Source organism: Pseudomonas sp. 25 R 14 (assembly GCF_900004755.1).
GTDB lineage: Bacteria > Pseudomonadota > Gammaproteobacteria > Pseudomonadales > Pseudomonadaceae > Aquipseudomonas > Aquipseudomonas brenneri.
In genome coordinates, this window is the sequence record NZ_CVTS01000038.1 from 96,674 (window position 1) to 122,530 (window position 25,857).

General features: G+C 61.7%; 22 protein-coding genes. All 22 read right to left on the bottom strand.

Annotated features, from left to right (window positions below; all coding sequences use genetic code 11):
- Positions 1 to 58: 58 nt before the first annotated feature.
- A complete protein-coding gene (locus BFQ03_RS10375; protein ID WP_032860362.1) occupies positions 59 to 289 on the bottom strand; it encodes a DUF2934 domain-containing protein in 231 nt (76 codons plus the stop codon).
- 23 nt (positions 290 to 312) lie between these two features.
- Positions 313 to 3,060: a malto-oligosyltrehalose synthase gene (locus BFQ03_RS10380; protein WP_065943012.1), complete on the bottom strand. Its 2,748-nt coding sequence runs from the start codon at positions 3,058 to 3,060 to the stop codon at positions 313 to 315.
- Positions 3,057 to 5,141: a 4-alpha-glucanotransferase gene (gene malQ / locus BFQ03_RS10385; RefSeq protein ID WP_065943013.1), complete on the bottom strand. Its 2,085-nt coding sequence runs from the start codon at positions 5,139 to 5,141 to the stop codon at positions 3,057 to 3,059. Before malQ ends, BFQ03_RS10380 begins: the two co-directional genes overlap by 4 nt.
- Positions 5,138 to 6,895: a malto-oligosyltrehalose trehalohydrolase gene (gene treZ, locus BFQ03_RS10390; protein ID WP_065943014.1), complete on the bottom strand. Its 1,758-nt coding sequence runs from the start codon at positions 6,893 to 6,895 to the stop codon at positions 5,138 to 5,140. Before treZ ends, malQ begins: the two co-directional genes overlap by 4 nt.
- Before the next feature lie 15 nt (positions 6,896 to 6,910).
- On the bottom strand, positions 6,911 to 8,470 hold the full coding sequence (gene glgA / locus BFQ03_RS10395; RefSeq protein ID WP_065943015.1) for a glycogen synthase GlgA: 1,560 nt from the start codon (positions 8,468 to 8,470) through the stop codon (positions 6,911 to 6,913).
- 550 nt (positions 8,471 to 9,020) lie between these two features.
- The gene (locus tag BFQ03_RS10400) at positions 9,021 to 9,974 is read right to left on the bottom strand and encodes a D-2-hydroxyacid dehydrogenase family protein (RefSeq protein WP_065943016.1); all 954 of its coding nucleotides are present in this window, start codon (positions 9,972 to 9,974) and stop codon (positions 9,021 to 9,023) included.
- 26 nt (positions 9,975 to 10,000) lie between these two features.
- Positions 10,001 to 11,014 carry an alpha/beta fold hydrolase gene (locus BFQ03_RS10405; protein ID WP_065943017.1) on the bottom strand — a complete coding sequence of 338 codons (1,014 nt, stop codon included), beginning with the start codon at positions 11,012 to 11,014 and terminating at the stop codon, positions 10,001 to 10,003.
- 64 nt (positions 11,015 to 11,078) lie between these two features.
- Positions 11,079 to 11,510: a YqaA family protein gene (locus BFQ03_RS10410; RefSeq protein ID WP_032860348.1), complete on the bottom strand. Its 432-nt coding sequence runs from the start codon at positions 11,508 to 11,510 to the stop codon at positions 11,079 to 11,081.
- 3 nt (positions 11,511 to 11,513) lie between these two features.
- On the bottom strand, positions 11,514 to 11,960 hold the full coding sequence (locus tag BFQ03_RS10415) for a DUF411 domain-containing protein (protein WP_032860347.1): 447 nt from the start codon (positions 11,958 to 11,960) through the stop codon (positions 11,514 to 11,516).
- Between the two features lie 166 nt (positions 11,961 to 12,126).
- Positions 12,127 to 12,576 carry an SRPBCC family protein gene (locus BFQ03_RS10420; protein WP_065943018.1) on the bottom strand — a complete coding sequence of 150 codons (450 nt, stop codon included), beginning with the start codon at positions 12,574 to 12,576 and terminating at the stop codon, positions 12,127 to 12,129.
- Between the two features lie 98 nt (positions 12,577 to 12,674).
- Positions 12,675 to 13,826, bottom strand: coding sequence for an acyl-CoA dehydrogenase family protein (locus tag BFQ03_RS10425; RefSeq protein ID WP_032860344.1), 1,152 nt, complete (start codon positions 13,824 to 13,826; stop codon positions 12,675 to 12,677).
- A 3-nt stretch (positions 13,827 to 13,829) separates the two neighbouring features.
- On the bottom strand, positions 13,830 to 14,933 hold the full coding sequence (locus BFQ03_RS10430) for an enoyl-CoA hydratase/isomerase family protein (protein ID WP_065943019.1): 1,104 nt from the start codon (positions 14,931 to 14,933) through the stop codon (positions 13,830 to 13,832).
- A gap of 158 nt (positions 14,934 to 15,091) precedes the next feature.
- Entirely contained in the window at positions 15,092 to 15,796 is a 705-nt protein-coding gene (locus BFQ03_RS10435; protein ID WP_065943020.1) for an HPP family protein, read from the bottom strand.
- A 170-nt stretch (positions 15,797 to 15,966) separates the two neighbouring features.
- Positions 15,967 to 16,134 (bottom strand): type VI secretion system contractile sheath small subunit, encoded by a 168-nt coding sequence (locus tag BFQ03_RS30215; RefSeq protein ID WP_275656697.1) that lies wholly within the window; start codon positions 16,132 to 16,134, stop codon positions 15,967 to 15,969.
- Positions 16,135 to 16,336: 202 nt separating this feature from the next.
- Positions 16,337 to 17,935, bottom strand: coding sequence for an ArnT family glycosyltransferase (locus BFQ03_RS10440; RefSeq protein WP_065943021.1), 1,599 nt, complete (start codon positions 17,933 to 17,935; stop codon positions 16,337 to 16,339).
- 3 nt (positions 17,936 to 17,938) lie between these two features.
- The gene (locus tag BFQ03_RS10445) at positions 17,939 to 19,312 is read right to left on the bottom strand and encodes a UDP-glucose dehydrogenase family protein (protein ID WP_032860339.1); all 1,374 of its coding nucleotides are present in this window, start codon (positions 19,310 to 19,312) and stop codon (positions 17,939 to 17,941) included.
- The gene (gene arnF / locus BFQ03_RS10450; RefSeq protein WP_065943022.1) at positions 19,309 to 19,722 is read right to left on the bottom strand and encodes a 4-amino-4-deoxy-L-arabinose-phosphoundecaprenol flippase subunit ArnF; all 414 of its coding nucleotides are present in this window, start codon (positions 19,720 to 19,722) and stop codon (positions 19,309 to 19,311) included. The genes BFQ03_RS10445 and arnF overlap by 4 nt, the downstream gene beginning before the upstream one ends.
- Complete coding sequence (arnE, locus tag BFQ03_RS10455) at positions 19,719 to 20,066, bottom strand: 4-amino-4-deoxy-L-arabinose-phosphoundecaprenol flippase subunit ArnE (protein WP_032860337.1); 348 nt, start codon at positions 20,064 to 20,066, stop codon at positions 19,719 to 19,721. The genes arnF and arnE overlap by 4 nt, the downstream gene beginning before the upstream one ends.
- A complete protein-coding gene (arnT, locus tag BFQ03_RS10460; protein WP_065943023.1) occupies positions 20,063 to 21,718 on the bottom strand; it encodes a lipid IV(A) 4-amino-4-deoxy-L-arabinosyltransferase in 1,656 nt (551 codons plus the stop codon). Before arnT ends, arnE begins: the two co-directional genes overlap by 4 nt.
- Positions 21,715 to 22,599 (bottom strand): 4-deoxy-4-formamido-L-arabinose-phosphoundecaprenol deformylase, encoded by an 885-nt coding sequence (arnD, locus tag BFQ03_RS10465; protein ID WP_065943024.1) that lies wholly within the window; start codon positions 22,597 to 22,599, stop codon positions 21,715 to 21,717. Before arnD ends, arnT begins: the two co-directional genes overlap by 4 nt.
- A complete protein-coding gene (gene arnA / locus BFQ03_RS10470) occupies positions 22,599 to 24,602 on the bottom strand; it encodes a bifunctional UDP-4-amino-4-deoxy-L-arabinose formyltransferase/UDP-glucuronic acid oxidase ArnA (protein WP_065943025.1) in 2,004 nt (667 codons plus the stop codon). The genes arnD and arnA overlap by 1 nt, the downstream gene beginning before the upstream one ends.
- Positions 24,599 to 25,633 carry an undecaprenyl-phosphate 4-deoxy-4-formamido-L-arabinose transferase gene (gene arnC / locus BFQ03_RS10475; protein WP_065943026.1) on the bottom strand — a complete coding sequence of 345 codons (1,035 nt, stop codon included), beginning with the start codon at positions 25,631 to 25,633 and terminating at the stop codon, positions 24,599 to 24,601. The genes arnA and arnC overlap by 4 nt, the downstream gene beginning before the upstream one ends.
- Positions 25,634 to 25,857 lie beyond the last annotated feature (224 nt).

The window sequence follows — 25,857 nt, forward strand, 5'->3', positions numbered from 1 at the left end:
CAGGTAAACAGTTGAGCTTTTTGTAGGCGCCGGCTGGCCGGCGTCTACAGGAGAGTGGTCAGCCGGCTGGCTTGCGCGGGGCTCGTGGCTTTTTGGCGACGGCGGGTTTTTCTGCGACCGGTTTTGGCTTGGCCTTGGTCGCTGTCTTGGGCTTGCTGGGGGTCAACGCCTCGGCTTCGGCCAATTTGCGGGCCATTTCCCAATGGCGCGCTTCCTGGCCTTCGGGCTTACCTTCGGACTCCCAGATCTGATACGCAAATTCACGAACGCGCTTGTCTTCGGTGCTCATCGCAATGCTCCTCACAGAAAATTTCAGCTTTCTTGATCGTCAGAATGGATAAAGACATTCACCGGGACATCCCCCAGGGCAGCGCTGACCATTAGCTCCTTGTTGGGTGTGACTGCGCCTGTCTGCAAAAGTCCCTTCCAGTTTTGCAGCGTGGCGTCGAACGGCAATGTGACCCGGGTATCGCCCCAAACCTGCGCATCCACCCGGGGTTGGGCGCTGTTTTCAAGCAGCGCGTGGGCGCAGCGTGGCACCACCACCAACAGCCATTGGCCCTGATACTCACGGCTGAAGGCAACAACCCGTTGGGCATGCCGGCCCAACACCTCCAGCGGTTCATAGCGGCCCCTGGCAAACAGCAGCGGGTGGGCCTTGCGCAGGTTCAACGCCTGGGCAATCAGGGCCTGCTTCAAGTGCCCATCACGCCAGCGCTCAAGCAAGGCCTGTGGTTCTGCCGCAAGTGCCCGTTGGCGGGCGCTGAAATCCACTGCTCGCCGGTTGTCCGGGTCCACCAGGCTCAAGTCCCAGAACTCATCGCCCTGGTACAGGTCCGGCACGCCTGGCACGGTGATGCGCAGCAAGGATTGCGCCAGCCCGTTCAAGGCGCCGGCGGGGGCGATGGACTCGGCTGCGGCGTGGATCGCCGTACGCAAGGCTAAACCGGACGGTTCGAGCAGCAACCGGGAGAGGAAGGCTTCGACACCCTGCTCATAGATCTCGTTGGGTGCGCTCCAACTGCTGTGCAGTTTGGCTTCACGCAGGGCTTTTTGCTGCCACTGCCAGAGGCGCTGTTGATAGTCGCGGGTGTCCTGGAGGTCCAGGGGCCAACTGCCCAGCAGCACCTGATAGAGGATCAGTTCATCGCCTGCCGAAGGCGTGGCCGGGTCATCGCGCAAGGGCACCGCCAGCCTACGCCACTGTTGCACCTGCTCGGCATACCACGGCGCGCACTCACTAAGCACCGCCAAGCGCGCTCGGCTGTCTTCGCCGCGTTTGTGGTCGTGGGTGGCGGTGGCCAGCAAGTTGTCGGGAAAGGTTGCCAGGCGCTGGTGGTTGGCGGCATGGAAGTCGGCCAGGGGCGCGCTGAACTGTTCGGTATTAAAGCCCACATCGTTGCGCGAGAGCAGTACCACCGAGCGATAGAGGGCGGTGTCTTCCACGGCCTTGGCGGCCGCCGGCGAGGTCAGTTGCTGGAAGCGCACACAGGCATGCTTGAGGATCTTGCGCGGCTGCCCCACTGGGCGATCGCGCCAGGGTTGGCCGCCGAGCCACTGTTGCAGGTAGTCGAGTACCGGCCAGTCGGCTTCGCTCAAGGTCACACGGGCGCCGGCCAGGGCTTGCTGGAACACGGCCTCGTCTGTGGCGCTACGGCCGCAGGCGCTGATATAGGTGCGGTACACCGGGAAGTGCACGACCAGTGCCTGCAAGGCGCGACGGATCGCGCCCAGGGTCAGGTCACGGCTCATCACGTCCGCACGGGCCACTTGTAGCAGGGCCTGGGCCACGCTTTCAAAATCCCCGGCCAGGGAGCCGTTGAGGATTTGCTGGCGGGCCAGCCAGGCTTCTTCGATAAAGGCCGAGGGCCGTTCGCTGGCCTCGCTCCAGAGTTGGGTCAACGCCTCGAAGCCCTGGGGATCATGCTGTAGCAGCGACACCTGGTTCATGAATTCATAGCCAGTAGTGCCATCTACTCGCCAGTCTGTGGGTAGGGTTTCGCCGGCACCGAGGATCTTTTCGACAAAGATCGGCAAGTGCCGGCCTGGCGACAACGCATTCACACGCCGGCGCAACTTGCGGCAGTAGCCACGCGGGTCGGCCAGGCCATCGATATGGTCGATGCGCAGGCCATCCACCAGACCTTCGCGGATCAGCTGGAAAATCTTGCTGTGGGTGGCCTCGAACACCGTGCTTCGCTCCACCCGCAGGCCACCCAGTTCGTTGACGTCGAAAAAACGCCGCCAATTGATGTCATCTGCCGCCGTGCGCCAACTGGCCAGGCGATAGGCTTGCTGTTCCAGTAATTGATGCAGGCGCGAAAAACCTTCGGGCTCGCGCGTATCAAACCCGCCCAGGGCGTGTTCGATGGCTGCCAGGATCAGTGGGTCGCGAGCCTGCTGCATCAGTTCCTGTTTCAGGCTGGCCGCCAGGGGCCAGGCATCGGCTTGGTAGGCCAGGGCACTGAAACGATCGGCCAGGTTTTTGAGGGGAGGATGGGCGCGCAAGATATCGCCGTAGTCGCTGGGGCAGATCGGGAAGCGGTGTTCGTAGTGCTCGACAAAAAAACGGCCTTGGGTCGGGTCAAAACGCAGGGGCAGGGTGCCGCTTTGCAAGGCCTCGCCGTAGTCGCTGCCGAGGAAGGGCATCAACAATTGGCCCTTGAGCAGCGGGTCCGGGGAGTGCCACTGGATATCAAAAAATTCGCTGTAGGGGCTCAGGCGCCCCCATTCCAGCAGGTCCAGCCACCAGGGGTTGTCGCTGCCGCCGACGGCCATATGGTTGGACACGATGTCGAGAATCAGGCCCATGTCGTGGGCACGCAGGGTTGCCACCAGACGGCGCAGCGCCGGTTCGCCACCCAGTTGCGGGTTGACGGTGGTCGGGTCGACCACGTCGTAGCCATGCATGGAACCGGCGCGGGCCTTGAGCAGGGGCGAGGCATACAGGTGGCTGATGCCCAGGCTGGCGAAATACGGCACCAGTGGCACCGCATCATCCAGAGTAAAGCCCTGGTGAAATTGCAGGCGCTGGGTGGCCCGTAACGCGATGCTGTTCACCGGTCACGTTCCAGGGCTTGATTGCGCGCCACTGCCAGCAGCTCCAGGCGCCGGGCTGCATTGTCGTCATCGAGCAGGCAGGCGGCATCTCCCGGCAGGCGCCGCCGCCAATTGGGATGGGTATCGAGGGTGCCGGGCAGGTTGGCTTGCTCCAGGATGCCCAGGGCATCCTCCAGGGGCAGCAACACCAGCGGCGCACGGGTGTGGCCGAGGTAGCGCACGCTGGCATCGAGCACCTGGTCGGTTTCGTTGCGCAGCTCATCGCGAAAGTTCTGCGGGTCCTGGGCCAGGGCCTGGCGCAGTGCCTGGCGTTCACGCTGGCGGTGTTCACTCCAGTGCTCTAGCGTCGGTGTGTCGATCAGCCCCAGTTGCACATTCCAATCGATATCGCGGCTGTGCCACCAACCGTTGAGCGTCGGCAGGTCGTGAGTGCTGGTGGTGGCCAGGGCGTTATCCGGCCAGTCGAGGATCGGTGTGAACCGCCCGCCATGGTCCTGTTCGAACAACAGCACACGCATGCCGAGCATCGCGCGGGCGCTGAGTTTTTCCCGCAGGCCTTCGGGGACTGTGCCCAAGTCTTCGCCCAGTACAATCGCCTGGTGCCGGCTGGATTCCAGGGCCAATAGCCGCAGCAGGTCATCCACCGGGTAATACAGGTACGCACCGTCTTTGGGCGAAGCGTCACGGGGAATCACCCATAGCCGTTGCAGCCCCATCACATGATCGATGCGCAGGCCGCCGGCATGGGCGAAATTGGCCCGCAGCATTTCGATAAACGCCCGAAAGCCATTGCGCTTGAGACCCTCGGGGGAGAACGCGGAGATGCCCCAGCCCTGGCCGGCACGGTTGAGGATATCCGGCGGTGCGCCAACGGTGAGATCGGCCAACAATTCATCCTGGCGACTCCAGGCCTGGCTACCGGCGCCATCGGCGCCCACCGCCAGGTCAGCAATCAGGCCGATGCCCATGCCACTGCCACGCGCAGCGTGTTGCGCGCGCGCAAGGCACCGGGCAATCAGCCATTGGCTGAAGACGTAGAAGCCAATGGCATCGCCTTGCTCGACGGCAAATTGCGCCAGCGCGGCACTGCCAGGATCACGCCAGTCCTCGGGCCACTGGCGCCAGTCAAGGCTTTCACCATTGGCGGCGCGCTCGGCCTGCACGGCTTCGAAGCGGCAATGGTTTTCCAAGGCCTCGCCACCGGCCTGACGGAAACTCAGGAAGTCAGCCTGCTGCGGGTGTTCACCCTGCCGAAAATCTTCATACAGGGCACGCAGCAGGCGCTGCTTGGCCTTGGCGGCGGCCGGCCAGTCGATCAGGCTTTGTTGCTCAAGCGCTTGTAGCTCATCAGCCAGTCCGCTGGATTCGATGGCACTGCGCAACGCCCGCTCACCGAGGATGCAACCGGGGGAGGCATACAGGCTATTGAGGAACAGGCGACTGGACGGTGAATAGGGGCTATAGCGCTCGGTATCGGCACTGAACATCGCGTGCAACGGGCTGATTGCCAGGGCATCGACACCTCGTTCTGCGGCAGCGCGGGCCAATTGCTCCAGGGCCTGGGTGTCGCCAAACCCGCCATCGCCGCTGCGGCGCAAGGCATACAACTGGACACTCAGGCCCCAGGCGCGGGCGGGTTGGCTGTCCACCGCCTCGGCGACGCTGAAACACTGATGGGGGGCAACGGCCAGGGTGAAGGACTGGTCGGCGATCTGCACCCGGTGGTAGCCCACGGGCAGGGCGCCGGGCAGGACGGCCTCGGTATCCAGCTCAAGATTGAGGCTACTGCCGTCCTCCAGATGAGCCTGGCACGGCGTGCCGGGGGCGAAGTAAGCGGCCAGGTCCAGGCCGGTGCCTACGTCCACGGTCAACAGCGGCGCCAGATGCCTGTCTTGCTGCTCGCGCTCCAGCTCTTGCAGGCTGGAGGCGATGGCGGCGTCGGTGTCGGCGGGGTGGCCGAGGCCTTGGAGCACGGCGCGCAACGCGTCGGCACTGACATGCTGCGGGCGGCCGTTGGCGTCGATCCAGTCCACCGCCAGGCCCGCACGGCTGGCGAGTAATTCCAGTTGCGCTTCGCTCAAGAGTGCTCTCCAACAGAGGATGGGGTTTTACCCGGCGCCAGGCTGACGCGGGCAGAGAAGGGTGTGAGTAACGCAGGGTCGCTGCTGGTGCTGAACAACTCGCTGATGCCTGCCGGATGCAGCAGGGCGGTCGGGCCCAGGTTGAGGTCGATCTGTAATACGCTGCCATTGCCCAGGCGCCAGCGTGCAGACACTGCGCCCTGGCCCAGGACTTGCGCGCCGAGGGCGGTGCTGCCGGGCAAGTGGGGCACGATGTGCTGCTGGCGCAGGCCCAGCAATTGGCGATACAGCGCAGCAGGCGCCTGGCTAAACAGTGGTATGGAGCGGCGAAAGGTCTGCACTGCGTTGGGGTCGGGAATCCGCGCGCGGCACTCGGGATCGCTGAAGGCGGTGAAGTCGGCAAATTCATTGCGTCGGCCTTCGCGCACGGCCCCGGCCAATTCGCCGTGATGGTCGGTAAAAAACAGGAAGGGCTGTTCGGCATTGACTTCATCGCCCATGAACAGCAGCGGGATCATCGGCGACATCAATAACAGAGTGGTCGCCGCCTGCAACGCCTGGGGCGAACACAGTTGGTGCAGGCGCTCGCCGAGGGCGCGGTTGCCGATCTGGTCATGATTCTGCAAAAACAGCACAAAGGCGCTGGGCGGCAGATGCCCGCTGGGCTCGCCACGCTGGATGCCGTGGCGGGTAGTGTCGCCTTGGTAGACAAACCCTTCGCCCAGGCAGCGGGCCAATTTGGCCGTGGGATCGTCGGCAAAATCGGCGTAGTAGGCGTCGGTCTCGCCGGTCAACAGCACGTGCAGGGCGTTATGCCCGTCATCGTTCCATTGCGCATCGAAGCCCTGCTGCAACAGGTGGGCCTGGTTGAATTCGTTTTCCAGCACCAACCATACGTGGCGGCCTGGATCTACTTGCTCACGTACCCGCTGGGCTAGCTCCTTCAGGAACGCCGGGTCGTTGATGGCATGCACCGCATCCAGGCGCAGGCCGTCGAAACGGTATTCGACAAGCCACATCAGGGCGTTGTCGATAAAGAAGTCACGCACTTGGCGGCGGCGAAAATCGATCCCGGCGCCCCAGGGGGTGTGACTGTCTTCGCGAAAAAAGCCTTTGGCATACTGGCCCAGGTAATTGCCGTCGGGGCCGAAGTGGTTGTAGACCACATCAAGGATCACCGCGAGGCCATGCCCATGGGCACTGTCGATCAGGTGCTTCAACTGATCGGGAGTCCCCAGGGATGCTTGCGGCGCATAGGGCAAGACTCCGTCGTAGCCCCAGTTGCGCTCGCCGGGGCATTGAGCCAGGGGCATCAGCTCAATGGCGGTGACGCCCAGCTCTGCCAGGCGTGGCAGGTGCTGCTCCACAGCGGCATAACCACCGAGTATTCCCACATGCAGCTCGTAGATCACCACCTCATGCCAAGGCCGGCCTTGCCAGGCGCCGTGACGCCAGGGGTAGGCCAAGGGATCGACCACCACACTGTCGCCATGCACGTCCCCGTGCTGCAGGCGTGACGCCGGGTCCGGCACCTCCTGCTCGCCATCAATGGTGTAGTGATAGCGGGTGCCGGCCGCGCAGCGCACCTGTGCGACAAACCAGCCCTCTGCCTGGGGCTGCATGGGCACTGACTGAGCATTGTGCAGCTCAACGCTGACATAAGACGCATCAGGCGCCCACAGGGCGAAGCGGGTGTGTTGCGCATCCTGCAGGATCGCGCCGTGGGGCCATGTTGCCAGAGTCCGTAACGGCATCTGTCCCGACCTCTTTTAGGCTTTCCCCGACTTGCCCAACGCTTTCGCTACCAGTTGTTCATACAGATCGGCATAGGGTTCTACCGCCTGGCACCAGTTGAATGGCGCAGCCATAGCCCTGCAGCGCATCGCATTGAGCAGGCCGGGGAAGGCAAACACCTTGAAGGCGCGGGCGAGGGCGGCTTCGTAGCTTTGCACGGTGGATTCATCGAACAGGAAACCGGTCACGCCATCTTCAATGGTGTCAGCCAAGCCACCGGTATTACGCGCCACCGGCAGCGAACCGAAGCGCTGGGCGTACATCTGGCTTAGGCCACACGGCTCATAGCGTGAGGGCATCAATAAAAAGTCGCTGCCGGCAAACATGCGGCGGGCGTCGGTTTCGTTAAAGCCGATGCGCACGCCGATGCGACCCGGGAAACGCAGGGCCAGGGCGCGCATGGCCTGTTCCTCCTCCGGTTCGCCACGGCCGATGATCGCAATCTGCCCGCCGTTTTCCACGATAAACGCAGCGACGGCTTCGGTCAGGTCCAGGCCTTTTTGGTACACCAGGCGTGACACCACGGCAAACAGCGGGCCAGTGGACGCATCCAGGCCGAACAACGTGCGGACATGGCCGGCATTGATGGCCTTGCCTTGCCAGTCGCCGATATTGAAGGGGTGATCCAGGTGCGGGTCAGTGGAGGACTCCCAGCTTTCATCGATGCCATTGGGGATGCCACTGAGCAGGCCTTGCTGGGTCTTGCTGGCGAGGAACCCATCCAGGCCACAGCCGAACTCAGGCGTGGTGATTTCCCGGGCGTAGGTGGCGCTGACTGTAGTGATATGGCTGGAATAGGCCATACCGGCCTTGAGAAACGACATCTTGCCGTAGAACTCCATGCCTTCCTGTTGCAAGGCGTGCTCGGGAATCCCCAGTTCCGGGCACGAGGCCAGGCTGACTACACCCTGGTAGGCCAGGTTATGGATGGTAAACAGGGTGGGTGTGCGTGAACCACGCCAGTGCATGTATGCCGGGGCCAGGCCAGCAGGCCAGTCATGGGCGTGCACCAGGTCCGGGCACCAGTGGATTTGCGCGAGGTTGGCGGCAATATCGGCGGCCGCCAGGCCCAGGCGGGCAAACCGGATATGGTTGTCGGGCCAGTCGCGGCCATTGTTGGCGCCATAGGGTGTGCCTTCGCGCTCGTACAGCTCGGGGCAGATCAACACATAGATGACCAGGCCGTCCTTGAGGTCCATCCGCCCGATCTTGCACGGCGGCAGCGCCGCATGCCCCCCGAGCTCGCCAATGATATGGATCGGGTTGTCGCTGTCCAGCACCTGGCGGTAGCCCGGAATCAGCACCCGTACATCGTGCAGATGCGCCATGGCGCGGGGCAGGGCCGCGGACACGTCCCCCAGGCCACCGGTTTTCACCAGATCGGCCAGTTCCGAGGTCACAAACAGGACTTTCTTGCGATTGGGGTTTTGAGACGAGACCGGCCGCACCGTGCCGGGAAGGTCAACCAAGCTGGTTGGCCCATCGACCGACTGACTAAAACGCTGTCCCTGAACTCCCGAGGCGGCACTGATCATAATTATCTCCCATGTGTTGGTCAGCTGAGAGCCTGGCGCCCTCAGCGAAAGTCAACCGCGTCCTGCGGTCACGCGCACTAGCACTGCACAGACTGGCAAGGCTTATGCCAATTGCACCGAACTGATAAATAGATTGGATGGGCGGACGTCCGGCGCAAGCCGGTAGCGTGCGTCCTACCTTAAACCTGACCTGCGGCAGAGTTGGAAAGTTTCGATTTATTGCGGGGGCTTTTGTTCTGATCGTGACCCATCGGTCATCAGTCTAGGACAGACCCCAGAGCCTGCAAGGGTTATCGGAAAGTTTTGTAGGACAATGTTTTTTGTAACGTCACCACCCTGTGGCCGGCTTATCGGCGATGAGGGCCTTGGCATCGGCACATGACTCAAGGTCGCTATCGCCGGCAAGCCGATTCCTACAGGGGGATTGCCTCTTGATGGGGCATTGGGGCTGGGTTGCTCGATAGTAGTGCGAGCTGCTACTTAAAGTGATTTGTTAGGATTATATATCTATATAAATCAATTCATTAATAGATATTTGTTAGATTTGACATTAAGTAAGGCTGCGCAAACTCTGCCCCGCCGCCCACGCCTGAATATCCTCAATCATCTGCCCATAGAACTGCCCATAGTTCTGCTCGCTGACATAGCCCACATGGGGCGTAGCCAGTACATTGGGCAAATGGCGAAATGGATGATCTACAGGTAATGGCTCCTGCCCAAACACATCCAGCGCCGCGCCCGCCAACCGCCCATGACTGAGCGCGTCGATCAACGCCGCCTCATCGACGATCGGCCCGCGTGCGGTATTGACCAGCCGCGCAGTGGGTTTCATCCAGCCCAGGGCCTGGGCATCCACCAGGCCACGGCTGCGTTCACTGAGCACCAGGTGAATCGACAGCACATCGGCCTGTTCGAACAATTCACGCTTGCTGACCCAGGTCACGCCGGAAGCTGCGGCACGCTCGGCAGTGAGGTTCTCGCTCCAGGCAATCACCCGCATGCCGAACACCTGGCCAAACTGCGCCACCCGCTGACCAATGCTGCCCAGCCCGAGGATGCCCAGGGTCTTGCCATGCAGATCGCCGCCCAACCCTTGCTGCCACTGGCCGGTACGCAAGGAGGCCGCCTCGGCCAGTAGGTTGCGGGTGGACGCCATGACCAAGGCCCAGGTCAGTTCCGGCGCCGCGTGTTTGTAGCTGTCGGTGCCACAGACCTGAATGCCCAGGGCCCTGGCAGCAGCAAGGTCGATAGCAGCATTGCGCATCCCACCGGTGACCAGCAGTTTGAGCCTTGGCAGCCCTTGTAGCAGCGCCTGGTCGAAGGCTGTGCGTTCGCGCATCACGCAAATCACCTCAAAGCCCTGCAAACGTTCGATCATCGTGGCGGTGTCGGCAGGGTAGTCGTGCAAAAAATGCACCTGGCCGATAGCCTCCAGGGCGGACCAATCCACCACGCCCCGTGCTACGTCTTGCCAATCATCAATGACTGCGATCTGTACCGACATACACCAATGCCTCGCGTTTAGTGGGATTAGAACGTCTTCAACCCTTGCAACAGCGCCTGGTGAAAGCGCGCGGGCTCTTCCATTTGCGGCGCATGGCCCAGGCCCGGGAACTCCACAAGAGTCGAGCGGGGGATGAGCTTGGCTACCTGTTTGCCCAGTTCGTGGTAGTGGCCGATCCTGGCCTTGACCTCGGGTGGTGCGCTATCGCTGCCAATGGCGGTGATATCAGACGTGCCAATCAGCAGCAAGGTCGGCACCTGCAAGTCCTTGAACTCGTAGTACACCGGCTGGGTGAAGATCATGTCGTAAATCAACGCCGAGTTCCACGCCACCTGTTTATGGCCGGGCCCTTTGTTCAGGCCGACGAGCATGTCCACCCAGCGTTCGTACTCGGGCTTCCAGCGCCCGACGTAGTAGGTCTTGCGCTCGTACTCGCGTACGCCTTCGGCGCTCAGTTGCAACTCGCGTGCATACCATTGATCGACCGTGCGATAGGGCACACCCAGGGCTTTCCAGTCTTCCAGGCCGATAGGATTGACCAGTGCCAGTTGTTCGGTTTGTGTGGGGTAGAGCAGGGCATAGCGGGTAGCCAGCATGCCACCCGTGGAGTGGCCGAGAAGGGTGGCCTTCTGGATGCCGAGCTTTTGCAGGAGCTGATGGGTGTTGATTGCCAACTGCTGAAAGCTGTACTGATAGTGCTCAGGCTTGGTGGAGGTGCAGAAACCGATCTGGTCCGGGGCGATCACTCGGTAGCCGGCCTCGCTCAAGGCCTTGATCGACGCCTCCCAGGTCGCGCCGCAGAAGTTCTTGCCATGCATCAGCACTACGCTGCGACCATTGGCGGGAGCTTTGGCCGGCACGTCCATATAGCCCATTTGCACTGATTGGCCCTGGGACTGGAAATCGAAATATTCGACCGGATAGGGGTATTGGAAACCTTGCAACTGCGGGCCATAGCTTGGGTCTTGCGTGGCTGCCATGGCAGGAAGAGCGCAAGTGGCCAGCAGACCGGTAAGCAGAAACGAGCGTGTCAGCGGCATGGGAGAGCTCCAGAGAAGAGGCTACCGGATGCTGTGTCGGGCGGATTAAGCGGGAATTAACCTGTTACATCCAATGCAGCGTGAGCATCGCCACCACAGCATAACGGGCCGCCTTGGCGATGCTGACGATCAACACAAAACGCCACAGCGGTTCTTTCATCACCCCGGCCACCAGGGTCAGCGGGTCGCCGATGATCGGCACCCAACTGAGCAGCAGTGACCAATGCCCCCAGCGTCGATAGTGGCCGCGGGACTTTTCCAGCTGCGTTGCACTGACCGGGAACCAGCGCCGGTCCTTGAACAGTTCGACCGAACGTCCCAGCAGCCAGTTGACCAACGAACCCAACACGTTGCCCAGTGTCGCAATGCCGAGCAGCAGCCACAGTGAGTAGCTGCCATTGAGCAGCAGCGCGACCAGCACCGCTTCCGATTGCAGCGGCAACAGCGTGGCCGCGCCAAAGGCGCTGAAAAACAGCCCTGCATACCCTGCAAGCATTGATCAGTGGGCCGGGTAGTCGGCTACCACCACATCTTTGCCTTCGCGGGTCAGGCCAATGACTTGATACGCGTCGCTCATGCCGTCCATCTCCATGCCCGGAGAGCCCATGGGCATGCCCGGTGCCGCGATACCCAACAGGTCGCTGCGCTTGCGCAGGGCCAACACCTGCTCAGCGGGCACGTGGCCTTCGACGAATTTGCCGTCGATCACGGCGGTATGGCAGGACGCCAGGCGAGGAGCCACGCCCAGGCGTTGCTTGACCGCGCTCATATCGGTTTCAACATGGTCGTTGACCTTGAAGCCGTTGGTTTCCAGATGGCTGATCCATTTCTTGCAGCAGCCGCAATTGGCATCGCGGTGTACGTCAATCGGGATCAGTTCGGCCGCCTGGGCCAGGGTGGTCATGAACAGGGCGGACAGCAAAGTCAGGCGCAGGGTGGTTTTCATAGACAGGTCCCATCGGTTACGGAGTGCGCAAAGAGGGCGCATTCTCCGCGCTTTTACGCACTAGGTGAGGTGGTTATGTTTCAAAATTATACGCGCACGCGACAGCCACGGAGCTTAGTGCTCGCAACTGTCAGCAAACTGAGAGAAAGATGACAAATTTGTCAGCTCAGGACGACTCCAGGCGCTGCTTGAGTTGGTCCATGGCCTGGTTCGACAGCTCTACCATGCGCGCTTGCAGCGTGGTGAGCTGTAATTCGGTTTCATAGCTGAGCACACGTTTGAACAGGGTGCCGCTGCCATGGGGCTGGAGCAGGTAGTGAATGCAGCCATCGACGGCCAGGGAGGTGAAAACCGTCTTGAACTCCCGGGGCGGCACCGCAATCTGCACGCGGTAGCTCATGGGTACGCGCACCCCAAGCAGGTCGATCGTCTCGGTGAAGCGCTGGCCGGCCGGCAGTGAACCGCTGGTGCCGGTGTCCGCGCTCAAGGATGTGGGGTGCCATTCGTGCCAGCGATCCGGCTGGGTCACGTAGTCGTAGACGGTTTCAATGGGGGCTTGGATATAGCGTTCCTGGCTGATTCGTTCGACACGAACCGGGTGCTCAACTGCATTCATGACACACCTCCTGTGTGGCTAGGAACTGTCAGAATAGTCGCACTCCCGCACAACGCACGGGAGTCACCAGGCTTTTTTCGACGCTTTTTCAGCAGCCGCTATAGCTGATAGTTCTTCAGCTCCCGGGCAATCACCATGCGCTGGATCTCGCTGGTCCCCTCATAGATCTGGGTGATCCGTGCATCACGGTAGTAACGCTCCACCGGGTAGTCCTCCAGGTAACCGTAGCCGCCATGGATCTGCATCGCCGATGAACAGACCTTCTCGGCCATTTCCGACGCAAACAGCTTGGCTTGGGAGGCTTCGGACAGGCACGGCTTGCCAGCACTGCGCAAACGCGCGGCATGCAGGATCAGCAGGCGCGCGGCATTGAGCCGGGTCTGCATGTCTGCCAGCAGGTTGGCCACGCTCTGGTGTTCGATGATGGCCTTGTCAAACTGCACCCGATCACGGGCGTAGGCCAATGCCGCTTCAAAGGCCGCCCGAGCGATCCCCAGGGCCTGGGCGGCGATGCCGATGCGCCCACCTTCCAGGTTGGACAGGGCGATGGCCAGGCCCTTGCCGCGTTCGCCCAGCAGATTGGCTTCGGGCACGGTGCATTGGCTGAGGGTCACGGCGCAGGTGTCCGAGGCGCGGATGCCCATCTTGTGTTCGGTACGGTCCACGGTAAAGCCTGGGGTGTCGGTGGGCACCAGGAACGCAGAGATTCCTTTCTTGCCCAAGTCCGGGTCGGTCACGGCAAACACTATCGCCAGTTTGGCGCGCTTGCCGTTGCTGACAAACTGTTTGGCGCCGTTGATCACCCACTGGCCATCGCGCAGTTCGGCGCGGGTGCGCAGGTTGTGGGCTTCGGAGCCGGCCTGGGGTTCAGTCAGGCAGAAGCAGCCGATGGCCTGGCCACTGGCGAGTTCGGCCAGCCAGGTCTCTTTCTGCGCGGGTGTGCCGTAGTTGAGGATCGGGCCGCAACCCACTGAATTATGGATACTCATCAGTGCGCCGACCGCACCGTCACCCGCAGAGATTTCCTCGACGGCCAGGGCATAGGCCACGTAGTCCACATAGGTGCCGCCCCATTCTTCCGGCACCACCATGCCCAGCAGGCCCAATTCGCCCATCTTGGCCACGAGGCCATCATCGATCCAGCCGGCTTTTTCCCAGGCCTGGGCGTGGGGAGCGATTTCGCCACGGGCAAAGTCGCGCGCCATGTCGCGAATCATTACTTGTTCTTCTGTAAATTCAATATCTTGCATGGCTTAGTTCCCGTACTTCACGAAGTCTTGAAAGAAGCTGTCGACGTGGTTCTGATCCAATGTCGCTAACGTTGGCGGGTTCCAGCGCGGGGATTTGTCCTTGTCGATCAGCAGCGCACGCACCCCTTCGATCAGGTCGCCACGGGCGAACCACTGGCGGTCTAGGTGCAACTCCAGGGCAAAGCAGTTTTCCAGTGCCAGGTGCCGCCCGCGTCGCAGCATCTGCAGGGTGACGGCCATGGCCAATGGGGAACGGGTCTGCATCAGTTGCGCTGTACTCACAGCCCATTCATGGCTGTCGGCGACGGTCACTTGCTGCAGTTGCTCGACAATGCTTGGCACGTCCGGCAGGGCAAAGAAGTGGTCGATGGCCGGGCGTAGGGCCGCCAACGGTGCATCCGGCAATTGTTGTACCGCGAGCTTGGCCAGCAGGCCTTGCAGGTCCTTGAGTGGCGAGTCGTGCCATTGCAGGTCGTCGAGCTTCTGGTCCAGCTCCGCCAACCTGGCGCTGTCCAGGTACCAGTCGGCGAGCCCGCAATACAGGGCGTCGGCGGCGCGGATCTGCACCCCGGTCACGCCCAGGTAAATCCCCAGCTCGCCGGGAATGCGCGGCAGGAAGTAGCTGCCACCCACATCGGGGAAGTAACCGATGGCCACTTCCGGCATGGCCAGGCGACTGCGTTCGGTCACCACCCGCAGGTCGGCACCCTGGACCAGGCCCATGCCACCGCCCAGGACAAAGCCGTCCATCAGCGCGAGGACCGGCTTGCGGTAGTGATGAATGGCCAGGTCGAGGGCGTACTCTTCAACGAAGAAGTCTTCATGCAGCGTGTCGCCGCTCTTGAAGCTGTCGTACAGCGAGCGGATATCGCCCCCGGCGCAGAAGGCCTTTTCACCGGCGCCGCGCAAGACCACGGCGTGCACTTGGGCATCATCGGCCCAGGCGCGCAAATGCGTAGAGAGGCTGCGGACCATGTCCAGGGTGATGGCATTGAGGCCGGCGGGGCGGTTGAGGGTCAGGTGGCCGATGTGGTTGCGTACTTCGGCCAGGACACTGTTCTGGGGGGACTCGGTGCTTGTCGCCTGGGACTGAGCCTGAGCAGTCATCTGTAACTCCCTGCTTTTATTGTTCTTTATCAAAATGTTCGCGGGCGAACCATCTCCGGATCGTACCAGTGCAAATTTGCCCAGTACAAGCCGGAATCGTGCAGGTCATCTTTGCATTTATGCAGGGGGGATTCGATAAAAAGCCAGGGCAGGCGCGTCTAGACCCGACTGGCCAGGACCTGGCCAATGCTGCGGCGGCGGGCATGGTCTTCGGCAATATGGATCAGTTCTTCCAATTCGCTGGGGGTGACGTCGAAAAACTGCTCCATTTGTGCCAATGCCTGTTCCAGGTCTGCAGCGGTGATTTTTGCGTCCACCTGCGGCGACAGTAATGGCACCACGACTGGGGTTTCAGTGGGGCCCTTGGGGTAGCGGGTACGGGTCAGGTTGTTGTAGGCCAACGCCGAGAGCAGCAAGGTGCCGGCTCCCAGCATCACCGGGCCGACTTCCTGCCAGCCCAGGGCGATGGTGGCCGGGTCCGCCAGGACCAGGGTCATGGCCAGACCTCCCGAAGGCGGGTGCAGGCAACGCAGCCAGCACATCAGGATCAAGGCCATACCCGCCGCGAGACAGGCGCTGCCCAGGGTCCGGCCCAAGACGCGGGCCACCAGCAAAGCCACCACACAGGCGCACAGGTAGCTGCCGATGATCGACCACGGCTGGGCGAGGGCACCCGATGACACCGCAAACAACAACACGGCGGAGGCCCCCAACGGGCCCAGCAGGTGCATGGCCACTTCCAGGCCATACACCTGGGCACACAGCCATACGGTAAACAGGGTGCCCAGGACCATGCCGATGGCGGCACGGCTCCATTCGGCGGGGCGGGTATTGATGGCAGCGGGGAACCAGCGAGCGAGCATTGCGGGGCAGTCCAATCGGAAAAAAGGGAGAGGGCAAAAAAAGGGCTTTGCGGTTACCCGCAAAGCCCTTCGAAAGTTCCAACATTTGGGGGAGGAACCGGCGCAGTGTGCCGACCAAAAACTATCGCCGCCAATGCATATTAATGCAGGTTAAGTGCAGTAATTTTGCATCAATACTGTTCATGCCTTGAGCCGGCCTTGCCCAACACCCGTTCGTGGTTCTCTGAATTGATCAGCGACTTCTGCACGCTTTCGCGCAGCTGTGGATCGCTGGCCAATGGCCCTTTGAGCGCGACAAGGGCATCGCGCAATTCCATCAGCCGATCGAGAGGGAACACCGGGATATAGCCGACGTGTACAGGCTCGATAGCAGGGACAACAGGCAATTGCTCATCAGGCACGGCAGCGATCCTCGGAGGCGGGCGGTAACTATGTAATGCAAATGTGAGGCGAGTTTACCGTTGGGGTCATAGGGCCGGTAAGGGAGCCGGTACCGGCATTTACGGATACAAACGTAGGAGCTTTCTTGATAGTTCGTGCTCAGGGTCCAGCCCCGTTCAGGTGCAGGAGCACATAGGTGTTTTTATCGAACTGCCCGGTCAATACCGGTGCCAATGCGCGCCAGCGTGGCTCGTCGAGACGGGTGAAATCCGCCTTGTCCATCACCAGCCACGCCGGTCCCTGGATCAAGGCCAGGTCGGCAGGTGCCTGGGTGAACAGCGGAACCCGGTCACACTCAACGTTGACCATGAACTTGATGGCCTTGGCGTCTTTACCCAGGCCATGCAACACCAACGGCGCTGGCTGTTGCCGGATCAGCGCATGAGCCTCACGGCTAAATGTACGAGTGTCATACAGGCTGCGCTCCAGGGGCTCGACCACCAGAATATAGCTGCTCCACACTGCTAGCACCGCGCAAAACGCCGGGCCTACGGGGTGCAAGCGCCACTTGGCAAGCATTCCGATGATAAAGACCTGCAAGCCGATCAACAGGCCCAGCACGCCCTGGAAATGCTCCAACTGCGCCCCGAAGCGATGGCGCGCCACCAGCAGCGCGCCGATCAACAAGCCCGGGGTTACCGTCCATAATCCCAGCATCAGGCCCCGCAGCCCCTTGAACAGATGCCCATCGGGCCTATGGAACGGGTACGCGGCGATGATCGCCACCATGGGCATCATCGGCAACACATAGCGGGCTTTCTTTGCCTCGGGGATCGACAGCCCCAGCATCACGATCAAACCTGCGGCGATGCACGCCAGCAACAACGGCCACCCGCCATCGCCAGCGCGTCGGCCATTGAGCAGCACCGCCAGCAGCGCGAGCAATGCCAACGGGTACGCCAGGGCGTAGTTGCCCACGGAACTGGTGAAGTAATACCACACGCTGCTGGAGCCTTCGCGACCGTCCATACGCCCGAGGAACTGCATGCGGATTACGTCTTGCAGGAAGGTTTCGCCACCACTGAGCTTGGCCAGCAACAGCAGCAGGCCGACGCACGCTGCCAGCAATGCCAGGGCCAGCAGGCCGACACTGAACAACGGGCGCCACTGGCGGTTGAGCAGGTAATAGCTGCACAACACGCCAGTGGGGATCACCAGGCCGATGGGCCCGCGAATCGCAAAGCCGAGCAATAACAGGAGCAATACCCAGGGCAGGCGCCGGGGGCTGGAGAAATGATCGTGGGCATAGCCCAGGTAGAACACCGCCAGAGTCACCGCCGCCAGCATCTGGTCCAGGGATACCGAGCGGGTTTCGCTGATAAACGTGCTGCTGAGCAACAACAGCGCGATGCTCAGCAGCGCCCAGCGCCGGGAGTAGGGCGCGGTCAGGCGATAGACCAGGGCGACGATGGCCGCCGAAGCGATGGCTGTGGGCAGCCAGGCACTGAAGCGGGTGACGCGCCCCAGAGGCAGCGACAACAGCCAGGTCAACAGGGTCGAGGTGGACAGATAATCGGCATACGGCTGACCATAGGTAGTGGGGAAAAATCCCGGCCCGTGGCGCAGCATTTCCTGGGCGAACAGCACAAAGCGCGAATCGAAGCCGATAATTGCCTGATCCCAATTACCCGCGATAAACAGCAGCAGCGCCAGCAAACCGATGCCCCAGGACTGGCGGCGCAGGAGCCTCTTGTCCACGCCTCAGGCCTCCAGCAACCGTGGTAGCCACTGTTGCTGGGGGATCGGCAAGTCACAGGACTGTCCACGGCCCATCGGGAAGTAATGGAAGCCCTTGCGCGCCAGGCGCTCGGCGTCATACAGGTTACGTCCGTCAAAGATCACCGGCGCCTTGAGGCGTGCGTGCAGCAGGTCGAAATCCGGCGCCTTGAATTGCTGCCACTCGGTGCAAACGATCAAGGCATCGGCGCCGCCCAGGGTCGATTCAGGGGTACCCATCAGCATCAAGCGCGGATCATCGCCATACAGCTTCTGGGTTTCCTGCATGGCTTCGGGATCGAAGGCCCGCACATTGGCCCCGGCGGCCCACAGCGATTCCATCAGCACGCGGCTGGGCGCATCGCGCATGTCGTCGGTATTGGGCTTGAACGCCAGGCCCCACAAGGCGAAGGTCTTGCCGCGCAGTTCGCCTTTGTAGAACGCGCGGATCCGTTCGAACAGTTTGCTTTTCTGCCGCTGGTTGATGGCTTCCACCGCCTCGAGCAGGTCACTGGAGCAGTTGGCTTGCCGAGCGCTATGGATCAAGGCGCGCATGTCCTTGGGAAAGCACGAGCCACCGTAGCCGCAGCCAGGGTAGATAAAGTGGTAGCCAATCCGCGAGTCAGCACCGATGCCCAGGCGCACCGACTCGATATCGGCGCCCAGGTGTTCGGCCAGTTCGGCGATCTGGTTGATAAAGCTGATCTTGGTCGCCAGCATGCAGTTGGCCGCGTACTTGGTCAGCTCGGCACTGCGCACATCCATAAAAATGATGCGGTCGTGGTTGCGATTGAACGGCGCGTACAGGTCACGCATCACTTCGCGCACCTCTTCGCGCTCACAGCCGATGATGATCCGGTCGGGGCGCCGGCAGTCGGCCACGGCAGAGCCTTCCTTGAGGAATTCGGGGTTGGAGACAATATCGAACACCAGCTTGCGCCCGGCCAGGGCCTTGTCGATATGGGCGCGCAGGGTGTCGCCGGTGCCGACCGGTACGGTGGACTTTTCCACCAGGATCACCGGCTCGACACGATGGCGGGCCACCGCATCGCCCACCGACAGCACGTATTTCAAGTCTGCCGAGCCGTCCTCGTCCGAGGGCGTACCGACCGCGATAAACAGCACTTCACCGTGCTCGACCGCGAGCTTTTCCTGGGTGGTAAAGGTCAGCCGGCCGTTTTCCAGGTTTTCCCGGACCAGGCTGGTAAGCCCCGGTTCGAAAATGCTCACATGGCCCTGTTGCAACAGTTGCACCTTGCTTTCATCAACGTCCATGCAGATCACATCGTGACCGATCTCGGCCAATACGGTGGCCTGTACCAGGCCAACGTAACCACTACCAAATACGCTGATTTTCATGGGGTATTCCTGGGGCTTGTGTTGCCGATACGACGGGAGTTGATGGTCAGGACGCCGAGGATGACCAGGGCCACCCCCAAGGTCCGTGACAGTGAAAAGGGTTCGTGGAAACCAGGCAGGCTGGCCGCCAGCAGGTACACCAGGACGTAGCTGATACTCAGCAACGAATAGGCGCGGCCCAGTGGCAAATGCTGCAGTGCGCCGAGCCAGCAGAGCATCGACAGCCCGTAGGCGAGAATCGCCAGGGCCACCACGCCCAGCGCCAGCGGATCCACCGCGGCACTGGCCAGGGCAGTGAGCCAGTCGGCAGGTAATGGCAGGCGCGTCATGCTCCAGCGCATACCCAGTTGGGCCGTGCTGACCAGCGCCACGCTGGATAACGCCAGGGTGAAACCACGCAATCGGCTCATATCTGGCCACCCAGCAGCAGCACACCGGCTATCACCAGGGCCACACCGATCCAGTGGCGACGGTCCACCGGTTCATGGAATACGAAGCGCGCTACCAGGGTGATCAGCACAAAGTTAAGACTGAGCATCGGGTAGGCAATCCCCACCTCCAGGCGCTGCAGCACCAGCAGCCACACCAGCAGGCCAAGCCCCAGGCACAACAGGGCCAGCCACAGCCAGGGCGAGCGCAGTTTAAAGGCCCAGCCCGCAGGTTGGTCACGCCAGCCTTCCACGGCATACTTTTGCGCGATCTGGCCCATGCAGGTCAGCAGGCACGCGGCCAGGAGCAGCAGCAGGGTGATCAAGGCGCCACCTGTGGGAACACCAGGATCACCATGTTGCCTTGCTCATAGCGCTTGCCATCTTTTGGCAATAACTCGACTTCGCGCACTTCACTCTCGCCCTTTACCCGCATCACCACGCCCACCGAGCCCTGCTTGCGGGCCTCGCTCATCCACTGCTGGACTTGCGTGGTGTCGACCCGGCGATTGACGCTGTCGGGGTAGGCAAGGCCATATTTGACTTCGCCCAGGGCGTCGTACAGCGTCACGTCCGGGCGTTTGAGCCGCCACGCCAGGGCCGAGGCGGCGCCCAGGTCATTACTCAGTAAACGGGTGGTGCCTGCCAGCTCTTCGGCGTGGTCGATAATGAACCGGTCCGGGGTCTTGTTATAAACCACCGAGAGCGGCAACGCCGCCGGCACCAGGGCCACCAGCAACCAACTGCCCAGGGCAGGCGCCGCCCACAAACGCAACGGGCGTGCTACCTGCAGCAGGTTGGCGATGATCCAGCCCAGCAGCACGATAAACACCAGCACCAGGCTCAACAGTTCCTGCTGGTGGGCAAAAATCGGCTTCTTCAACTGGAAATACACGATTGCCAGCAGCCCCAGCGCCCCGAGAATCAGGTTGAGCCCGCCATTGACTTGCAACACCCGGCCACGGGCCTGGGCCAATGTGTCCGCCAGGGTATGGCCCATCAGCAATGCCAAAGGCAACAGGCACGGCAGGATATAAGCCGGCAGCTTGCCCTTGCTCAGGCTGAAAAACGCCAGGGGCATCAGCAGCCACAACAACAGGAAGCCGGTCTTGTGCGTGCGCTTTTCCTGCCACGCCTGTTTCAGGGTAGAGGGCAACAGCGCCAGCCACGGCAGACTGAACGCGGCCAGCAACGGCAAGTAGTACCACCAGGCTTCTTCGTGCTGGGCATCTTCACCGGCAAACCGCTGGATGTGTTCGTGCCAGAAAAAGAAGTTCCAGTAGTCGGGCTCCTGGGCATGCACCATCAGCGCCCAGGGCAGGCTGACCACAATCGCCACCACCACCGCGACCACGCCATAGGTCAGCAACTCACGAAAGCGTTTTTGCCAGACCATGTAGGGCAGGGCGATCAACACCGGCAGCAGCCACGCCAGGAATCCCTTGGTCATGAAGCCCATGGCGCAGGCCAGGCCCAGCAATGCCCAGGCGCCCAGGCGGGCGCGCCGGCTGCGGCTGTCGATACACAGCCATAACGCTACGCCGCTGAGGTTGACCCAGAAGCTGAACTGCGGGTCGAGGTTGGCGTAGCCACCCGACATCGCCACACTGACAAAACTCATGTACAGCACAGCGCTCACCAGGCTCTTGCGTGGATCGTTCCACAGGCGCCGGGCCATGAAGTACACCAACAGGATGCTCAAGCCCGTGGCCAGCGCCGAGGCCACGCGCACACCGAACAGGTTCTGGCCGAACACGGCCTGGCCCAGGGCAATCATCCAATAACCGGCCGCCGGTTTTTCGAAATAACGCAGGCCCATAAAGTGCGGTGACGCCCATTTGCCGGTCAGCAGCATTTCCTGGCTGATCTGCGCGTAGCGGCTTTCATCCGGGATCCACAGGCCATGGGTGGCCATCGGCAGCAGGTAACACAGGCCGAAAACCAGCAGGAGCAGGGGTAGCGCCCAACGTCGGATCATGCCTTTTGTACTCCCAGCCAGCCTTCGCGGCCACTGAGTACGCCGCGTGTCAGATGCGCCTGGGGCAGGCTCGCCGGGTCGGCCGGCAACAAATTGCCCAGGGGCTGGAATTGGATGCCGCGCTGCCTGGCCTGGGCAAGCAACTGGCGAAATTCATTGGCCATCAGAATCCCTTCTACTTCTGCGTGGATCGTATAGACGTTGAGTGTCGATTCGGTGAACCGATCAAGAATGAATACATTGAAGTCCTTGGCCGTCACCTGTGGCCCAACCACTTCGTCGAAGGTCGGCAAGTCCACCGGGACCTGTGGCGTACCGGCACTGCCATCGGCGAGGATCGGACGGAACAAGCCGGTGCCGCGACAATCGCTGTTGTAGCGCAAGCCAAAGCCTTGCTTGGCCTGCACCACACGCTCGTCGGCACGCCAGCCGGCGGCAGCGGAACAGTCCACGGGCTCGCCAAGGATTTCGCTCAGGGTGTCGAGCCCACGGCGCACCTGCTCCACCAGTTGTGCATCGCTCCAGCGGCCGGCATTGGCCTGCCAGCCATGGTGATCCCAGGCGTGCAGGCCCACTTCGTGCCCGGCAGCCTTGGCCTGGCGCATCAGGTGCCCCAGGTCGCGGCCAATGGGTTTGCCCGGCCAGGCGGTGCCGGCCAGCAGGATGTCCCAGCCATACAGGCCGGCCGCGTTGGAGCGCAGCATTTTCCACAGGAACTGCGGACGGATCAGGCGCCATAAGTGGCGGCCCATATTGTCCGGCCCGACACTGAAGAAAAACGTCGCCTTGATCCCCGCTTCATCCAACAATTCCAGCAACCGTGGCACTCCATCGCGGGTGCCCCGGTAGGTGTCGACGTCAATGCGCAGACCTGCCTTCATTATTTGCCTGCTTCGCTGGACGGGGCGATTTCAAGCATCGCTTCACGCAGGAAGAAGTCCAGGGTGTTGCCGATGGTCTCGCTCATTTCCACGCTCGGCTCCCAGTTCAGCAGGCGCTTGGCGTTGGCAATGCTCGGTTTGCGGTGCGCCACGTCCTGGTAGCCCGCGCCGTAGAACGCTTTGCTTTCCACTTCGCGAAAGCCTGCAAACGGCGGGAAGTTACCGCGCAACGGGTGAGCCTCGAACTGGCGCAGCAGCTCTTCGCCCAACTGACGGATGCTGGCTTCGTTGTCCGGGTTACCGATGTTGATGATCTGGCCGTTACACGCGTCGTTATCGTTGTCGATAATCCGCGCCAGGGCTTCGATACCGTCGGCAATGTCGGTGAAGCAGCGTTTCTGCTCGCCGCCGTCAAACAGGCGGATCGGCGTGCCTTCCACCAGGTTGAGGATCAACTGAGTAATCGCACGGGAGCTGCCGATACGCGCCGAGTCCAGGCGGTCCAGGCGCGGGCCCATCCAGTTGAACGGGCGGAACAGGGTGAAATTCAGGCCCTTGGCACCGTAGGCCCAGATCACCCGGTCCAGCAGTTGCTTGGACACCGAATAGATCCAGCGCTGCTTGTTGATCGGGCCGACCACCAGGTTGGAAGTGTCTTCGTCGAAGTTCTGGTCCTGGCACATGCCGTAGACTTCGGAAGTCGAAGGGAAAATCACGCGCTTGTTGTACTTGACGCAGTAGCGCACCAACTTGAGGTTTTCTTCGAAGTCCAGCTCGAACACGCGCAACGGGTTACGGGTGTATTCAATTGGCGTGGCGATGGCCACCAGCGGCAGGACCACGTCGCATTTCTTGATGTGGTACTCGATCCACTCGGAGTGAATGCTGATGTCACCTTCCACATAATGGAAGTTGGGATGGCTGCGCAGGCGGTCGATGGCGTCGGAGCCAATATCCAGGCCATAGACTTCGTAGCGATCATCACGCAACAAGCGCTCGGACAAGTGGTTACCGATAAAGCCGTTGACGCCCAGGATCAGCACCCGGGTGCGGCGCGGTTTACCGCCCGACTCGGCGCCGCGCAGGATCGAACCGTCCACCAGGCCCAACTCGTCGGCCAGGGCCGGCCCGGTCAGGTACAGGCCATTGTCATTGCGCTGGCCGAAGTTGATGACCAGGGAGTCTTCACCACAGGCAATGCGCAGCGGGTTGACGCTGATCACTCGGCCTGGCGCCTGGCCTTCGTTGCCCTTGACCACTTCGGCTTGCCACACGATCAGCTTGTGCTCGCCCACCGCACAGAAAGCGCCGGGGTACGGCTGGGTAACCGCGCGTACCAGGTTGAACAGTTGCTCTGCGGGCTTTTGCCAGACGAGCTTGCCGTCAGCCGGTGTGCGGCGGCCAAAGCAGGTGGCCTGGCTTTCGTCCTGGGCGGTTTCGCTCAATTTGCCCTGGGCCAGTTGCGGCAACGCATCGCGCAACAGCTGAGTCGCCGCTTCACGCAGTTTGGCGTGGAGCGTCAGGCCGGTGTCGCTGCGCTCAATCATGACTGTTTGCTGGGCGAGGATCGCGCCGGCATCGGCACGCTTGACCATACGGTGCAGGGTCACGCCGGTTTCGGTTTCACCGTTGACCAACACCCAGTTGGCCGGGGCACGACCACGGTATTTAGGCAGCAGCGAACCGTGCAGGTTGAAGGCGCCCTGGCGCGCGGTAGCCAGCAGCGCCTCGCCCAGCAGATTGCGGTAGTAGAAGGAGAAGATGAAGTCCGGGTTCAGCTTGGCGACACGCTCGACCCACAGCGGGTGGTTGGCGTCTTCTGGCGCGTGTACCGGGATGCCGTGGCGGGCGCACAGTTGAGCGACCGAGCCGTAGAAGGTGTTCTCCTTCGGATCATCAGCATGGGTAAACACGGCAGCAATTTCGTAACCCGCATTGAGCAGGGCTTCAATGCCCGCACAGCCAATGTCGTGGTAAGCGAAGACAACAGCTTTTGAACTCATGACGAAACCTGACTGGAAGAGGAAGTGGAAGACGGGGAGGAGGGCAGGCCATCGACGATGACCACCGGTGCAGGTGCTGCCGGCTCGTTGCGCAGCACCTTTTCAATAAAGAAACGTGGGCGGGCACGTACATCGCTGTACATGCGTCCCAGGTATTCACCCAACAGGCCCATGCCGATGAACTGGCCGCCGGTAAACACAAACAACACGGCAAACAGTACGAACAGGCCGTCACCGGCCCAATCGGCACCGAAGACCAGGCGCATGACGATCAGGGCAAACGCAAACAGCATGCCCAAAGCCGCCAGGCTGAAACCGACGATGGACAGCAGGCGCAAGGGCGTGGTGGTCATGCAGGTCAGCAGGTCGAACATCAGGCTGATCAGGCGCATGGCGCTGTATTTGGATTCGCCATGTTCGCGCTCGGCGTGGTGTACCAGGATCTCCGTGGTATGACGCGCAAAGCCGTTGGCCAGGATCGGGATAAAGGTGCTGCGTTCACGGCAGGCGAGCATGGCGTCGACGATGGTGCGCCGGTAAGCACGCAGCATGCAGCCATAGTCAGTCATGGCCACGCCGGTGGAGCGCTGCACCGCCAGGTTGATCAGGCGCGAAGGCCAGCGGCGAAAGGCCGAGTCCTGGCGATTGTTACGCACCGTGGCAACCACGTCGTAGCCCAGGGCTGCTTGCTCGACCAGGCGCGGAATTTCTTCCGGCGGGTTTTGCAGATCGGCGTCGAGGGTAATCACCACCTCGCCCCGGCATTGCTCAAAGCCCGCCATGATTGCCGCGTGCTGACCGTAGTTGCGGTTAAGGATCACCGCGACCACGTGGCTGCCGGGCTCGCTTGCCGCGTCTTCCAGCAGTTGCGCGGAACTGTCGCGGCTGCCGTCGTCCACCAGGATGATTTCGTACTCATAGGCCAACTGCTCGCACGCAGCACGGGTGCGCCGCAGCAACTCGGGCAGGCTCTGTTCTTCGTTGTAGACCGGGATAACGATCGACACGCAATGAATAGGGTAGGGTTTCAAAGATTCATGACCTCGGGTTAGAGCAACTTGGCGCGTAGAGATGACAACAAACAGCAGATGAAAGTGCGGGCACTGCAATAAAAAACAGCCGATGACAAAGCCATCCTCAGTAAAGCCCATGACCGCCAAAGGTAAAGCATTATCAACGGGTTAGTCAGCAAAACGCGGCATACCCTCAAGTATTAGGGCCAAGGTTAAGCGCAAATTTGTCCAGCGAATATGAA

What these genes read in the sequence shown, in the direction of transcription:
- arnD (WP_065943024.1), bottom strand. Translation starts at nt 22,599, where the DNA reads ATGAAGGCAGGTCTGCGCATTGACGTCGACACCTACCGGGGCACCCGC.
- treZ (WP_065943014.1), bottom strand. Translation starts at nt 6,895, where the DNA reads ATGCCGTTACGGACTCTGGCAACATGGCCCCACGGCGCGATCCTGCAG.
- BFQ03_RS10410 (WP_032860348.1), bottom strand. Translation starts at nt 11,510, where the DNA reads ATGCTTGCAGGGTATGCAGGGCTGTTTTTCAGCGCCTTTGGCGCGGCC.
- BFQ03_RS10430 (WP_065943019.1), bottom strand. Translation starts at nt 14,933, where the DNA reads ATGACTGCTCAGGCTCAGTCCCAGGCGACAAGCACCGAGTCCCCCCAG.
- BFQ03_RS10425 (WP_032860344.1), bottom strand. Translation starts at nt 13,826, where the DNA reads ATGCAAGATATTGAATTTACAGAAGAACAAGTAATGATTCGCGACATG.
- glgA (WP_065943015.1), bottom strand. Translation starts at nt 8,470, where the DNA reads ATGATCAGTGCCGCCTCGGGAGTTCAGGGACAGCGTTTTAGTCAGTCG.
- arnA (WP_065943025.1), bottom strand. Translation starts at nt 24,602, where the DNA reads ATGAGTTCAAAAGCTGTTGTCTTCGCTTACCACGACATTGGCTGTGCG.
- arnT (WP_065943023.1), bottom strand. Translation starts at nt 21,718, where the DNA reads ATGATCCGACGTTGGGCGCTACCCCTGCTCCTGCTGGTTTTCGGCCTG.
- BFQ03_RS10375 (WP_032860362.1), bottom strand. Translation starts at nt 289, where the DNA reads ATGAGCACCGAAGACAAGCGCGTTCGTGAATTTGCGTATCAGATCTGG.
- BFQ03_RS10445 (WP_032860339.1), bottom strand. Translation starts at nt 19,312, where the DNA reads ATGAAAATCAGCGTATTTGGTAGTGGTTACGTTGGCCTGGTACAGGCC.
- BFQ03_RS10415 (WP_032860347.1), bottom strand. Translation starts at nt 11,960, where the DNA reads ATGAAAACCACCCTGCGCCTGACTTTGCTGTCCGCCCTGTTCATGACC.
- BFQ03_RS10420 (WP_065943018.1), bottom strand. Translation starts at nt 12,576, where the DNA reads ATGAATGCAGTTGAGCACCCGGTTCGTGTCGAACGAATCAGCCAGGAA.
- arnF (WP_065943022.1), bottom strand. Translation starts at nt 19,722, where the DNA reads ATGAGCCGATTGCGTGGTTTCACCCTGGCGTTATCCAGCGTGGCGCTG.
- BFQ03_RS10435 (WP_065943020.1), bottom strand. Translation starts at nt 15,796, where the DNA reads ATGCTCGCTCGCTGGTTCCCCGCTGCCATCAATACCCGCCCCGCCGAA.
- BFQ03_RS10400 (WP_065943016.1), bottom strand. Translation starts at nt 9,974, where the DNA reads ATGTCGGTACAGATCGCAGTCATTGATGATTGGCAAGACGTAGCACGG.
- BFQ03_RS10405 (WP_065943017.1), bottom strand. Translation starts at nt 11,014, where the DNA reads ATGCCGCTGACACGCTCGTTTCTGCTTACCGGTCTGCTGGCCACTTGC.